The organism is Candidatus Neoehrlichia procyonis str. RAC413 (assembly GCF_000964795.1).
Lineage (GTDB): Bacteria > Pseudomonadota > Alphaproteobacteria > Rickettsiales > Anaplasmataceae > Neoehrlichia > Neoehrlichia procyonis.
This window is the reverse complement of the sequence record NZ_LANX01000001.1, coordinates 143171-158511: the sequence shown is the minus strand read 5'-3', so window position 1 is coordinate 158511 and position 15341 is coordinate 143171. Positions and strand designations below refer to the sequence as shown.

Annotated in this window: 13 protein-coding genes and 1 tRNA gene; 7 read left to right on the top strand and 7 right to left on the bottom strand. The window is 27.4% G+C overall.

Annotation, left to right across the window (positions count from 1 at the left end; all coding sequences use genetic code 11):
* Positions 1 to 10: 10 nt before the first annotated feature.
* From NLO413_RS00560 to truB, 4 genes are read right to left on the bottom strand one after another with little or no spacing between them, the layout of a single operon-like run.
* Positions 11 to 811 (bottom strand): class I SAM-dependent methyltransferase, encoded by an 801-nt coding sequence (locus NLO413_RS00560; RefSeq protein ID WP_045809332.1) that lies wholly within the window; start codon positions 809 to 811, stop codon positions 11 to 13.
* 9 nt (positions 812 to 820) lie between these two features.
* Positions 821 to 3151, bottom strand: coding sequence for a polyribonucleotide nucleotidyltransferase (gene pnp, locus NLO413_RS00555; protein WP_045808618.1), 2331 nt, complete (start codon positions 3149 to 3151; stop codon positions 821 to 823).
* Between the two features lie 34 nt (positions 3152 to 3185).
* Positions 3186 to 3467, bottom strand: coding sequence for a 30S ribosomal protein S15 (rpsO, locus tag NLO413_RS00550; RefSeq protein WP_045809331.1), 282 nt, complete (start codon positions 3465 to 3467; stop codon positions 3186 to 3188).
* A 25-nt stretch (positions 3468 to 3492) separates the two neighbouring features.
* Entirely contained in the window at positions 3493 to 4380 is an 888-nt protein-coding gene (gene truB / locus NLO413_RS00545) for a tRNA pseudouridine(55) synthase TruB (protein ID WP_045808617.1), read from the bottom strand.
* A 269-nt stretch (positions 4381 to 4649) separates the two neighbouring features.
* Between truB and NLO413_RS00540 the strand changes: the two genes are divergently transcribed.
* Positions 4650 to 5681, top strand: a complete 1032-nt coding sequence (locus tag NLO413_RS00540; RefSeq protein ID WP_045809330.1) for a rod shape-determining protein — start codon at positions 4650 to 4652, stop codon at positions 5679 to 5681.
* A gap of 926 nt (positions 5682 to 6607) precedes the next feature.
* Here the strand turns inward: NLO413_RS00540 and mreC are convergent.
* On the bottom strand, positions 6608 to 7411 hold the full coding sequence (gene mreC / locus NLO413_RS04745) for a rod shape-determining protein MreC (RefSeq protein ID WP_052690356.1): 804 nt from the start codon (positions 7409 to 7411) through the stop codon (positions 6608 to 6610).
* Positions 7412 to 7498: 87 nt separating this feature from the next.
* On the opposite strand from mreC, the gene NLO413_RS00530 reads away from it, so the two are divergent.
* Positions 7499 to 7572 (top strand) — tRNA-Arg (locus NLO413_RS00530).
* Between the two features lie 21 nt (positions 7573 to 7593).
* Here NLO413_RS00530 and NLO413_RS04920 read toward each other — a convergent pair.
* Positions 7594 to 7737: a hypothetical protein gene (locus NLO413_RS04920; RefSeq protein WP_232295931.1), complete on the bottom strand. Its 144-nt coding sequence runs from the start codon at positions 7735 to 7737 to the stop codon at positions 7594 to 7596.
* On the opposite strand from NLO413_RS04920, the gene NLO413_RS00525 reads away from it, so the two are divergent.
* The 4 genes from NLO413_RS00525 (at position 7670) to NLO413_RS00515 (ending at position 13045) form a co-directional block, all read left to right on the top strand.
* Positions 7670 to 8767 carry a cation:dicarboxylate symporter family transporter gene (locus NLO413_RS00525; RefSeq protein WP_232295924.1) on the top strand — a complete coding sequence of 366 codons (1098 nt, stop codon included), beginning with the start codon at positions 7670 to 7672 and terminating at the stop codon, positions 8765 to 8767. The two genes, NLO413_RS04920 and NLO413_RS00525, sit on opposite strands and share 68 nt — an antisense overlap.
* Before the next feature lie 5 nt (positions 8768 to 8772).
* A complete protein-coding gene (tsaB, locus tag NLO413_RS00520; protein ID WP_232295923.1) occupies positions 8773 to 9363 on the top strand; it encodes a tRNA (adenosine(37)-N6)-threonylcarbamoyltransferase complex dimerization subunit type 1 TsaB in 591 nt (196 codons plus the stop codon).
* 543 nt (positions 9364 to 9906) lie between these two features.
* Positions 9907 to 10107, top strand: a complete 201-nt coding sequence (locus tag NLO413_RS04900) for a hypothetical protein (protein ID WP_198138885.1) — start codon at positions 9907 to 9909, stop codon at positions 10105 to 10107.
* Positions 10108 to 11158: 1051 nt separating this feature from the next.
* Positions 11159 to 13045, top strand: coding sequence for a peptidylprolyl isomerase (locus NLO413_RS00515; RefSeq protein WP_045808615.1), 1887 nt, complete (start codon positions 11159 to 11161; stop codon positions 13043 to 13045).
* A 346-nt stretch (positions 13046 to 13391) separates the two neighbouring features.
* Here NLO413_RS00515 and NLO413_RS00510 read toward each other — a convergent pair whose 3' ends face one another.
* Positions 13392 to 14594 carry a pyridoxal phosphate-dependent aminotransferase gene (locus NLO413_RS00510; protein ID WP_045808614.1) on the bottom strand — a complete coding sequence of 401 codons (1203 nt, stop codon included), beginning with the start codon at positions 14592 to 14594 and terminating at the stop codon, positions 13392 to 13394.
* A 141-nt stretch (positions 14595 to 14735) separates the two neighbouring features.
* Between NLO413_RS00510 and NLO413_RS00505 the strand changes: the two genes are divergently transcribed.
* Positions 14736 to 15341, top strand: coding sequence for a peroxiredoxin (locus NLO413_RS00505; protein ID WP_045808613.1), 606 nt, complete (start codon positions 14736 to 14738; stop codon positions 15339 to 15341).

Here is a 15341-nt window from a genome sequence, read left to right as displayed (position 1 = left end):
TCATTAATATCTATTGATTTACTCCTTTTAATATAATCACTTCAAATATTGCTGAAACATTTATCCCATCACTTGAAAAAAATTTTTTATATATATGCCATGCTTTATCAATGATTCCTCGAGTAAGTGATTTACTATCTCTAACACTCAAAACATTACCTTCTCCCATGTTTTTCAAATCATGCAATAAAACATATATATTATTATATTGTAACTCAATAGTATTAACATCTACCACTAAATCTTTATAACCACTCTTTTGCATTAACAATATTGCTTCTCTAGGATTAATAAATGGAAGTATTCTAGGGGCAGCTCCATAATCCATTTCTGCCTTAATAAAAGACATTTTTAAATCAAGCAATGTTTTACTTCCAAATAATGTAGCAATCAATACACCTTTTTTCTTTAATAATGCACGTATATTGTTTAGCACATCTACCAAATGATTAACATTGTGTAAGGCCATACTACTAACCACAACATCAAAAATATTATTTTTAAAAGGTAAAGCTTCATCATCAGCTACCACTTTATATCCAGACTTTACCTTTGACAAAAAACCATAAGAAACATCAGATTGTAATACTTGATTAACATTAGATATTATCTTTTTTTGCAATAAACTCCTTAATAATATACCATTCCTACATCCTAGATTTAACAAAAAACACCCCAAATCAAGACGTAAAAAAAGTAACCTATCTACTATAATATTTATTATTTCATCAAATAAGAAATTAGAATAAAGACCATTCTCAATAGCTCTATCTTTATAACATCTTACAAGATTTCTATCAAATATAGGCATACCCACATATTAAAAAAACCTTGGCTTCTTTGGTATAGAATCATTACCATTACGATTATTATAACGACTATTCCCTGACTCTCCATAATAATTAGAAGATCTACGAGAAGAAGAGCGGCTATTATTTCTTCTTTTATCTATACGATTACTACTATAATCTTTAAAACCTCCACCCGTATTATGAAAATCATCAGAAAAGCCTTTTTTTGAAGGGTTATATAATTCACCTTCAATCACATCTCCAGTATCTTGATCAACCCTACGTATAGAGAGCTGAATATATTCCCGATCAATATCTATTACCAGAACTTTCACTTTATCACTTAAAGATAATACCTCTTCTACTGAATTTATATGTTCATTTCTTATTTCACTAATATGAACTAATCCTTTTTTACTTCCTAAGATATTTACAAATGCACCAAATTTCACAATTTCAACAACTATCCCATCAAAAACTTTACCTATTTCTGGTTCTGTTACAGATTCAAGAATCATATCCTTTGCTTTTTCAACAGCCACGTTATTAACAGCATAGATCATAACTACACCACTTTGCAAAATTTCAATTTTTGCACCTGTTTTTTCACAAATATCTCTTATATTTTTTCCCCCAGTACCTATGAGATTTCTTATCTTATTTTTATCAATAATTATAGATTCTATCCTAGGAGCGTGCTCCTTTATAGATTCACGAGCTTTATCAATAACCTCATTCATTTTATTAAGAATATTAATTCTACCTGCACGTGCCTGAAGTAAAGATTGATTTATAATTTCAAAACTTATACCACAAACCTTCATATCCATTTGTAAAGCAGTAATACCTTCAGATGTACCTGCAACCTTAAAATCCATATCACCTAAATAATCTTCATCTCCTAGTATATCAGATAATATAATACATTGATCCTGCTCCTTAATAAGACCCATAGCAACCCCAGCTACAGGAGATTTTATAGGAACACCTGTATCCATTAGTGCAAGAGAAGTACCACACACTGTAGCCATAGAAGACGATCCATCTGACTCTGTAATTTCAGAAACCACCCTAATAGTATATGGAAAGTCTACTTTATCAGGCAATACAGAGTGAATAGCTTTCCAAGCAAGCTTACCATGACCTATTTCCCTTCTACCAGGAGGACGCAAAGCAGAAGCTTCACCCACTGCATATGGTGGAAAATTATAATGCAATAAAAAATTTTCTCTTCTATCACCGTCAAAATCATCAACTATCTGCTCATCTTGAGGGGTACCTAAAGCAGTCACAACTAGTGCTTGCGTATTACCACGTGTAAATAAAGCAGATCCATGAGCCTTAGGCACAACATCTATTTCTATTTCTATCTGACGTATTTCATCAAACGATCTACCATCAATTCTTTTTTGATTATCAATAATATATCTTCTAATCAAAGATTTTTCAACTACTTTAGTAGCATACACAATATCTTGTTCTACATATTTAGTACCCTTTGCTTCGCAATCTTCTTTTAAATTACTAAGTACTTTAACTCGTAAATCATCTAGTGCTAATGCCCTTAATTTTTTATCCTGCTCAGAATATGCAGCAGTAAAATCATCTTTATAAAGATCACCAATAACTGATACATAATCACTAATATCATGAGGTATAAATTCTTCACAAGACTTACCAACTGCATCAGAAAACTCTTTTATCAAACTTATAATTGGCTGACAATTCTTATGTGCAAAGGTCATTGCATCTAACATTTGATCTTCCGATAACTCAGATGATGAAGACTCCACCATTAAAACAGAATCTTCATTACCAGATAAAAATAAATCCAAACAACTATTAGTCATGTCATCTACTGAAGCATTTAATAAATATTTATTTTCTTGCTTCAAATATCCAACCCTTGCTCCAACAACAGGACCATTAAAAGGAACACCAGATATTGATAAAGCTGCGGATACACCAATTAGTGCAGCAGTTTCCGGAGGACTTACTGTATCATATGAAAGTAAATTACAAACAACACTCACTTCATCACAAAAACCTGATGGAAATAATGGCCGTATACTTCTATCAATTAACCTTGAAACTAACATTTCTCTATCAGAAGGCTTACCTTCCCTTTTTAAAAAACCACCTGGTATTTTACCTATCGCATAACTTTTTGCAATAAACTGTACGGTTAACGGTAAAAAATCTACAGGCTCTTTAGATTTTCCTACTACTATAGTTGCTAATACTGAAGTACCACCATAATCAACAACAACAGCACCACTTGCTTGACGAGCGATTTTACCACTTTCTAAAACTAAAGTTTGCCCTCCCCATTCTATAGACTTCTTTATTATATTAAACATAGCACCAATTCCTACAACAAAACTTAATTAATAATCAATGAAAAATATCTCTAATACCTAATTTTTTTATTAAATTCAAATATGCTTCATTCCCATATTTTTTCTTAAGATATCGTAATTCTTTACGCCTTTTACATACCAAAACTATTAATCCACGTCTACAATGAAAATCCTTTTTATGAATTTTTAGGTGCTCAGTTAAATTACGTATCCTTTCCGACAAAAGTGCACACTGTACATAGGAAGAACCTGTATCATTCTCTGTAACACGATATTCAGCAATTAACTCGCTTTTTTTTTTAGATGTAATTGACATAAATAAAAAACCAAATTTACCAATTTTAGATATTAAAAACACGTACTGGCTTTATAACCTTATCTATTATATTACAAACGGCTACCGGCACATTACCCGTACTAACATAACACATACCATACTTCTCCTGTACATACAAGTCATTTAACTGAACATTTTGACCATTTTTTATCTTTTTTACATCCTCACAACCTATGTATATGTGCGGTACATTACCCATTACACAATGTAATGGTAATATAATATCATGATGCTTATTAATACTATATAAGTGCTCAAGACTATCAAGAGTAATAGAATTTTGTTCAAAAAAACATCCAACCCTTAATCTTCGTAAACTCAAAATATATCCAAAACATCCCAATTCTATTCCTAAATCTCTTGCAAGAGATCTTACATACAACCCTTTACCACAAGTAATGATAAAATCTGACGTATTATTTCCTTTATTTACAGAAATTAGTTTAATATCCATTATACGTACAGATCTAGGTTGTAAAGTAATACTACTAAAATCTTTTCTGGCCAACTTATATGCTTTAATCCCACCAACATTAATTGCAGAAAATTTTGGAGGAATCTGTTTAATAATTCCTTGAAACTTTTCCATAACTTTTACTATATCAATATAATCAGGTCTCAGGGAGCTTTGTTTAATAATATTCCCTTCTGCATCATCTGTTGATCGTTGATATCCCCATTGTACAGTAAATGCATAAGATTTTACAGCATTCACAGCATAATTAATAACTTTCGTAGCTTCACCAATAGCTATAGGAAGTACTCCTGTAGCTAATGGATCTAAAGTACCAGCATGTCCAGCTTTTTTTATATTAAAAATCCTTTTTACTTTATGAACAGCAAGTGCTGCACTCATTCCGTAAGGTTTATCTAAATTTATCCACCCATACATAAAATATTATAAAACTATGTCAAATTCTTAATTGCAAACAATAACATTATCAAATATAATGCTATGTTGCTTATAATTAGATATAATTATTATATATAACATAAAAAAACACTATAAAAAATGCAAATAATAATATTAAAGCACTCTCAGTTAATAACTAACACTCCTAAACTACAATATATATTCTTGGCACATATATTATGACAAATTTATCAAAATTTTCCAAAATACAGACAAGTCACTTCTTACAAAAATGTAATGATATTTTAATGCTTAAACACCTATTTGCAAACGATCTTGCAATAGATCTAGGTACAGCAAATACTCTAGTATATGCAAAAAACAAGGGTATAGTATTAAATGAGCCATCCGTTGTTGCGCTATTAAAAGAAAAAGGAAGTTATACACCTTATGCTTTTGGTGCAAAAGCAAAAATGATGCTAGGAAAGACTCCTGGTGGCATCGCAGCAATTAGACCACTAAAAGATGGTGTAATTGCTGACTTTAAAGGTGCAGAAGAAATGATAAAATTCTTTATTAAAAGCGTAAATAAACGCAAAACCATTAATAGTCCAAATATTATTATCTGTGTACCATCAGGATCAACTCCTGTTGAAAGACGTGCCATACAAGATGCTGCAGAAAGTGCAGGAGCACACGAAGTATTCTTAATAGAAGAACCTATGGCCGCAGCTATAGGAGCAAATTTACCAGTTATCCAACCTGAAGGATCAATGATTATTGATATTGGAGGTGGAACAACTGAAGTAGCAGTTATTTCACTAGGCGGAATTGTATATTCACGATCAATACGTGTAGGAGGAGATCTTATGGATGAAGCAATAATTTCATATATAAGAAAACATCATAACCTCCTTATTGGAGAAGCAACTGCTGAAAAAATTAAAAAAAGCATTGGGTCAGCTACTCCTCCTACAGAAGGTGATGGTGATGTAATTACAATTAAAGGAAGAGATCTAATTAATGGTATACCAAAAGAAATGATACTATCTGAAAAACAGGTTGCTGAAAGTTTAATAGACCCTATTAGCCAGATTATATCAGCAATTAAAGTAGCTTTAGAGTGTACCCCACCAGAATTATCATCTGATATTGTAGATAAAGGCATTACAGTATCAGGCGGCGGAGCAATGTTACGAAACTTAGATAAAGTTATTAGTCAAGCAACAAGTTTATCTGTCTTTATTGCTAAAAACCCTTTATGTTGTGTTGCATTAGGCACTGGTAAAGTACTTGAAGAAATGCATGATTTTTCTCATGTATTATTTAAACAAAATTAAAGGCTAATTAAGCAATAATAAATAAGAAAATAGATCAAATTATAAGGCAACTTCTGTAAAAATTTATCAATAAGTAACCTTTTAAACTGTATCAACACACAAAAATCCTCCTCTACCTTATAACATAGTTATAGCATTTAGCTATGTGATGGGTTCATTGCTTATAGTAGATAGTAGTCAAGAAGTTAAAGCAAAACTCTAGCAGTGTATATAAAGCTATATATAGTAATTATGAAATTATTGTTATATTAAATAAATATAATCTAACGTTAATAATACTAATAACTACATAAATACATTACCCAAATTGTATCAAGTATGCACATACTATCATATTAATAACATATAAGCTCTATCAAAAAAGTGCTTACGCATCAATACAGTAATATACTTATTAAGCTTTATCAAAATATCATAATTATCTGATTAATAAGTAATCAAAGACATATCAATAGTACATATTTTACTCTTTTATGTATCACACCATAAATAACTACTAAAAGCACATTATTTATAATATTTCTTTTAGATCTGTAGTAGATTAACTTATTGCAAAAATAACGTACTACTTAAATTTAAAAATTGTAATCATTTTTAGCAAATTTCTTTTTATTATAAAGATTGACAAGATAATTTATAAAATAATCAAATTACAGATAATTATCAATACAAATAAGTTAATACTTCATAAATATTGAATTCTTACAAAAACATAATCTACCAACCCTATAAACCTATTTTATAGCATGATAAATTTATTGCAAAATACTACTTTATATTTCATAGACAAAACACTTATTTAAATTTTTTTAAATTGATTAAACATACGCTTTTTTATATAGCTTAAAAAATGGATTTAAAAAATTAATTTTTACAACTATATTTATGTAAGCATATAAAATGCTCTAATATCTATTAAAAGATCTTTACTGTATACTTAAAACACTAACAAAATTTAACTCTTGTAAATTCACATTCGTAATTACATTATTACTAAATACATTACCTACATATATACCATAAGGAAAATCCTCATTATCACCAATTGTTATTACAATTTCTCCATTTTTAACATCTTTATTAGAAGAAAAATGTGTTAATTTCAGCCTTTTATCAAGAGAACCAGTCATAATAGCATGTACCCCACTCTCAACTATCATAACCGGTACATGAAAATTTCTATCTGTAATAAGTAATATACGTGAAACACGCTTTCCTACATCTACAACTTTACCAACTAATCCATATTCATTTACTACTGCTTGATTAACCCTTATACCACTTTCATTCCCAAGAGGAATAAAAGCAAAGTTACTGACCCCATTATATACTACACTACTTATAACATGAGTCGTAATATATTTAATATTCCCATAATATGATACAAAATTTAATAATTGTTTAAGTTTTAAATTTTCTTCATACAAAGCCCTCATTAATAATATATTTTTATTTAAAATATCATTGTGAAATTTATAAGGCTTCTCTGTATTTATAAATATATTAAATTTTTTTTTAAAAAAGAGATCAATATTATTAATAATAATTAAGCCTTTATCTACAATAGTAGTACGTATATATTCTGTCATACTTCTATATGTAAAATTAGTAATAAGTAAAATTACACTAACAATAATAAATAAATATACTCGAAATCTAAAAATAAAACCTAAATACTTACGAATAACACTACTTAAATTATTTTTTTGTTTAATATTTAAATATCCCATTACATTACAATATCTTTTATCTATATCATTTTAACAAAAAATTTTATTTACATAAACTAAATTAAATTATATAGCTATTATCAACCAGCACCCTTAGCTCAGCTGGATAGAGTTTTTGACTACGGATCAAAAGGTCGGGCGTTCGAATCGCTCAGGGTGCATTTTTTTATTGTACGTATAAATTACTCGTAAATGCCACTATTAATAATACTACTAGCAATCTGTACTTTTATATTTGCAGATTTCGTACCATACTTTATCAGATCACTTGCATATACATTAAGTTTATCTATAAAAGAAGTACTAATATTTATATTACCATTCATTATTTTTTCCCTCATTTTTCATTCAATTAATCAATTACAAAATAGTAATGCTTTTAAAATTATAGTTTTATTAGTGTTTACAATTATAATCTCTAATATAACATCTGTTACAATTGCTTCTTTTATCGGCATAAAGGCTAGTGCCCTACTTTCTAATAATAATATTATACTTCCCACAGTAAATCGCAAAATATTGGAGCCTTTATATCAATTTCACCTACCAACAATTATTAACAATAGTTATGCTTTAATATCAGGATTCTTTGTTAGTATCATCTTATCAAAAATTATGAAAGACAAAGCAACCAAAATAGCAAATACATTACTATATATAAGCACATTTATTCTAAAAAAAATATTTATAACAATAATACCAATATTCATTATTGGTTTTATATTTAAAATGCATGATGATAAAATTCTCATTTCTTTACCATTAGAATATATAGCAGTATTATTTTTGCTTTTTACTTGTGCTTATGTCTATGTAATTCTTTTATATATTATTAGTAATAATTTTATTTTACATAAAACAATACTATCTATAAAAAATATGATCCCTGCACTTATATTAGCATTTAGCACAATGTCAAGTTTAATTACAATGCCTGTTACTTTATCTGCAAGTCAAAAAAATTCTAATAATTATATTGCAAATATAGTAATACCAAGCGTTACAAATATACATCTAATTGGAGATTGTTTTTTTATTATTATTTTATCATTAATAATATCTTCAACTTTTCAACAACCCATTAACAGTACTGAATATTTACTTTTTACAATTTATTTTGTAATACTAAAGTTTGCTGATGCTGCGGTACCTGGCACAGGAATAGTAGTTATGATTCCTATACTACAACAATATTTACACTTTTCCCCTACAATGATTTCGTTAATGGCAATATTGTACATAATTTTTGAGCCCATAATTACTTCAATAAATGTTTTTGGTAATGGTGCATTTGCAATAATATTTTTTCAAATCTATAAATGTATATTTTTACGAAAAAAAGGAAATCTTCCGTGAACATCATGAGCATAGATACATCCGGACATATATGCTCTGTAGCTATTCTAGACGAAAAAAATAATATATTTTATAAAGAAAATTCTTCACATAATCAACATACTAAAGACTTATTCTTATTAATTCATTCAATATTTGATGAATCTCAAAATAGCTATAACAGTATTACAGATATAGCAGTAGTTATAGGACCAGGAAGTTTTACAGGTATTAGAGCAGGAATAGCTGCTGCTCAAGGAATTCAATTAACAACAAATATTACAGTTCACGGTATTAGCACATTAGAAATGCAAGCTTATTCCATACGTCAATACATAGAAAATATAAATAACCCTATAAAATCTGTAATAAATACACATAATAATACAGTTTTTACTCAAGTATTTTCATCAAATATCCTTCCACTAAGTGACATAAGTATAGTAAATCATAATAGCATACATTATGATGATAATTATATTACGTATAAAAATATTCCCAAGTTTACAATAAATGCCAAAACTGCAGCTATGCTGCTGTTACATAAAATTAAAAATAAATTACCTCAACTTAGTTTAAATCCTATATATGAAAATACAAATTTTAAGAAAATGTAAAATATATATTTCCCATAATCTACCTACCATAACCTTTTAACCAATCTATAGCTAATTTAATTATGTAAAGCAGCAACAAACTATTTAGTAAGTTTTTCTCTTATTAAAATATTAATAAATATACAAATCACAACCACTATCCTTCCACTAAGTGGTATAAGTATAGTAAATCATAATAGCATACGTTATGATGATAATTATATTACGTATAAAAATATTCCTAAGTTTACAATAAATGCCAAAACTGCAGTTATGATGCTGTTACACAAAATTAACAATACATTACCTCAACTTAGTTTAAATCCTATATATGAAAATACAAATTTTAAGAAAATGTAAAATATATATTTCTCATAATCTACCTACCATAACCTTTTAACCAATCTATAGCTAGTTTAATTATGTAAAGCAGCAACAAACTATTTAATAAGTTTTTCTCTTACTAAAACATTAGTAAATATACAAATCACAACTACATAATAACTTAAAAATATCAATAAGTAATACTTATAGTGTTATCTAATTTTATAAAATCAATTGTTTATGAAAATTTTGGCACAATCATTAAAGCAATTTAAGCATAAAACAATACTAGCCAGAAAGAATAATACCATACAATCCCAAGATAGAATCTTACATAACTACCTTCATAATAATAATTATCATAACATTCATCATTCGTTAGTACTTACTAAATCTTGGACATCAGCACACCCAATAATTTTGCAAATTATTTTTTTGTAATTATCAAAGTTCAATGCTTTTACGTTAACTACTAATTTCTTTTGTTTTATTACCACATAAATATTTAAATTTGATATATGCCATAAAAAAATATTACAAGTAAATTATACGTATGAAAATAAATTATAAAACCAAATTTATATCAAAATTCATATAAAAATATATAAAATTTATTATTAATTTTATAAGACGAAATTAATTTATAATGCAGCTTCTTTAATAAAGCAATATAAATTATAAAAATATTAAAATATTTTTTCTAAAAAAATAACAACAAATAAATATTGAACACAAAACAAGTAAAAACTTTAATGTATAACCCATACCTGAACATTTTTCCAAAAATAATATAAAAAAAATGCATTACAAATACAAAATAAACAATAAAGATATAATTCAAAAAAATTTAACCATTATTGAAATAGCTAACAATAATTAGCCTTTATTAATCATCATAACATTAAAAAATATAAATTAGTGTATTTCTAATATAGAATAATAATATACTAAGAATATATTTGAACTATATTACAGTTACTTAGCATCCGAAATTAGCAACTACACATCTTAACATTACAAAAAAGTATAATTTAATAGCCTTGCTTATCACATTATATGAATAGCATATTAAAATATGTTAACATTTATACTTATTTTAAACATACTAAAATTAAAAAAATATCATTACCGTAAAAATTACTTTATCATAAAAATCCACATTTATATTTGACAGATTTCTTGCCAGTAAGTTTTTTTCAATATAGCAGTTATTTTTCAATAAATTAGTATTCATTATACTTAAATACTACAAAACTATAACACTAGTAATTAAACACAAAAACATAAATTCAATTTAAACTTTTTTATATATTTTTTTTTACATTAATTATAAAACAAGTGTAAGTCTTAATCATAGATTATTCATATTTTTAGTAGCTATTATCTCAACATTATAGAAATAAAAATTAACTATTAATTAGGAAAACATTTGCACATATAATTTTGTTTGCTATATTAGTGAGCAAATGTTCAATTATGTTTTATAATTATTATGAAGTTAAAAGGTGTTTTTATTAAGTTACTATTAGTAACGTTAATATGCTCTCTAGTGTTTATTGCATTTGGAAATTATTTCCTATCCAATTATAACAATGAAAAATATGTAGCAACCATTGGAAGTAATAAAATATCTTTACAAGAATTTCAAGCCGCTTATCACAATGAAATAATGTATATACAGCAGCTCATTAATCATCAACTATCTGATGAGCAGATTAATCAGTTTCATATTAAATCTTCTGTATTACATAGACTAATAGAAGAAAAAGTTTTACAAAAGTTAAGCCAAGAACTTAATTTAAGAGTGGGAAAAGAAAGCATATTAGAATATATTAAAAGCATAAAATATTTTCACAATAATGACGGAAAGTTTAGCAAAGAAAAATTCCAGCAAGCACTTTCAAGTGCCGGTATAAGTGAAAATTCATATGTAAGCAGTTTACACAATTCGTTTCCCATTGCAATATTAATGAGTTGTTTATTTAATAACTCTGTAAACATTTATGTACAATATAATGATGATATTCTTAAAAAAATGTTTAAAGACTTACATCAGTCACGTGTAGTAGATATTATTGAAATTTCTAATAAAGCAATTAAAAATATTCCTATTCCTCATGATAAAGATCTGAAAGATCTTTACAATAAAAATCGTAAAGAATTATCTTTTCCAGAGTATAGAACTGTTCAATATATAGCAGTAAGTGAAGAAGATTTTATTAACAAAGTTACCGCTTCGTCAGAAGAGATAAAAAATGATATTAAAAATAACGAGTTAGATAACCAAGTAGATATTTTTAACCTTGTATTTTTAAATCAAAAAGATGCTGAATCTGCTTATAAATTACTTAATGACGGAAAAAGTTTTGATTCAATTGTTAGTGATGTCGCAAAGACTACGTTAGAAAACATAACTTTAAAAAATGTTACAAAAAATATGCTACCAGAAAATATTAGAGGTATTGTTTTTAAATTAAAAGAAGGAGAAATGAGTAATGTTTTACATAGTGTGTTTGGATGGCACATTATAAAAATGAAAAGTATACATAAAATTTCTGATGACAATTTAAAAGAATTAAGTGCAAAAGTATCACTAAGCATTAGAAAACAAAAAGCTGCTGATGCATTAGCAAAATTTGTAAAGACAATGAACAATCAAATTCACCAAGGAATATCTTTGCAAAAGTTAGCGGATTCACATGCATTAAAAATTCATTCTATAGTAAATTTTGATATTAGCGGTACTGACTCAAATGGCAACAGTATTAATGCTCCTAGTTTTTTAGAAAAACAAGATGATTTTACAGTAGCGGCATTTTCATCACAAATAAACAAACCTTCTAATTTTGTAAGCAGCGGTAGTGGATATTTCAGTATAAACGTAACAGAAATTACACCTCCTCGTAGTAAAACCTTTGAAGAAAGCAAAGATGTCTTAATAAATAAATGGCAAAATAATTTCAAAATAAGTGAAATGTATAAACTAAGTAAAGATTTAACAATAAAAGTTAAATCTGGAGGTAGTATTGAAGAAATAGACGGCGTTTTATTAAAGAAAGATCAAAAAGTAAGTAAAATAGATGTTGCATCCACTGATAATCCCGGGCAAGATTATCCCTATGGGTTAGTCAATGAAATTTTTAGTATAAACATAGGTAATTCTACTATTGGGTTTATAAATGCTAATAATGATAAGATCCTAGTAGCAATTTTAAGAAGTATTAACACCCCACAAGAAATTAAAGAATTAGATTTCATAAAATTCAAGTCACAAACCAATAATAGTAATATCGATTCATTAAAGGATCAACTAATTAAGTATTTAATGAAAAAATATTCTGTAAAAGTAAATCAGGAGCTAGTAAATACAATAAAATGATATGTTACACACTTATAAGAAACTTGATTAACAGTATTATGGCAAGTATGTAAATATTTACATTATAAAATAATATACAAAGTATACTTATGTTAAAGTAGTAATAATGCCATATTTAATGCTTAGTATAATTACTATAATTTACTATGTCACATTTATACTGATTAGCTGATTAGTTTTATCACACTATAAAATCCTTAACTTTCTGGACTAGATGAATGGTGTATTTTTACAAAAGTAACTTTATAGTTTTTAATACTATTGATAATTATGTTAAAAATACATAAAGCTTCATGGTCTCAAAATTTTTAAAAAATAAAAATACTTATTTAAGTAGTGTGTTTTTTTATAAAAAACTACTCAACTCTGCACAAGCTTTGTTAATCCTTTCACATGCTATTAATAATTGTTCACTCGATGTTGCATATGATATTCTAAAAAAATTTGCAGCACCAAAAGCATCTCCTGGAACAACAGCAACATTATAATCCTGCAGTAAATATTTAGAAAAATCCGTACCATCTCGTATTATTAGATCATTCTTAGTTTTCATTCCTATCATTTTTTCACACGATATAAAAACGTAAAATGCTCCTTGAGGGAGAATAGCGGATAATCCAGGAGTATTACTTACCATATTCATTACTATATCGCGCCTCTCAGAAAATAGTTTTAATCTTTCTTTTAAAAAATCCTGATCTCCCATTAAAGCCTCAACTGCTGCAGCTTGAGCGATAGAATTAGGATTAGTTGTACTTTGAGATTGTATAATTGAAATCGCTTTAATTATTTTTTCATCACCAGTAATATAACCTATTCTCCACCCTGTCATTGCATATGCTTTAGATACTCCATTAACTATAAATACTCTATCATACAAAGCAGATTCAGCTTGTATAATATTAACAAACTTTACACCATAAACTAATTTTGCGTATATATCATCCGTCATAACATACACATGTGGGTACCTTAGCAATACTTGAGCAATATCTTTTAACTCTTTTTTTGTATATACCATACCTGTAGGGTTATTTGGAGAATTAATAACTAACCACTTAGTATTCTTAGTAATTGATTGTTCAAGCAATTCTGCACTTAATTTAAAAGTTTCATTACAATTAATAATAACAGGTTTCCCTCCTGCAATTTTAACAATATCTGTATAAGAAACCCAATAAGGAGATGGTATTAATACTTCATTGCCAGGATTTAATGTTGCCATAAACAAATTATATATACACTGTTTAGCTCCTGCTCCAACAGAAATTTGCTGAATATTATATCTTATCCCATAATCTGCATATATCTTATAAGATATTGCTTCCTTTAATTCTATAGTTCCATCAACAAGTGTATATTTAGTCTTTCCAGCATTAATTGCTTTAATAGCAGCATCCTTAACACTATTTGGCGTATCAAAATCTGGTTCACCTGCACTTAATGATATAACATCAAATCCCATTGCCTTTAATTGCATAGCTTTACCTGCAATTTCTAAGGTAGGAGATGGCTTAATAATATTCATCTTATCAGCTATAATTGACATGTTCATCTAACTATAATTAAATAATCTTAATAATATGTTTGTTTTTATAAATATTCAATACTATTAATAAAACTATTGTGACAATCTTAGAATTTATATATTATGATTTCTAATAACTATTATTTTTTATAGGTTTTTTTTATGAATCTTGTAACAAAACAAGCTATTGATTTTACAGCAAAAGCTGTGATGCCTAATGATAAAATTTGTGACTTTAATTTAAAGCAATATATTTCAGGAAAGTGTGCTATTTTGTTCTTTTATCCTCGTGACTTTACATTTGTATGTCCTACAGAAATTATATCTTTGCATAACAGAATACCTAACTTTACTGCGCAAAATACTGAAATTATTGGTATTAGTACAGATTCAGAATTTTGTCACAATCACTGGCGTAATGTTAGTGTTAACAAGGGCGGCATAGACAAAATCAGTTTTCCTTTGATTGCAGATGATTCACATTATATATCCCAAAGTTATGGTGTTCTTCATAACAATAAGGTTGCTTTAAGAGCAACGTTTATTATTGACAATGATTTTATAATTAGACACCAATCAATTAATGATTTATCTATAGGACGTAACATAGATGAACTTATCCGTATAATAGATGCTATATATCATCATAAAAAATATGGAGAAGTATGCCCAGCAGGATGGTCAAAAGGAGAAGCAGCTATGGAAGCTTCACAAAATGGTGTTGAGCATTATTTTAAATCACACCTTGATAACCTTGAAAAAAATTAG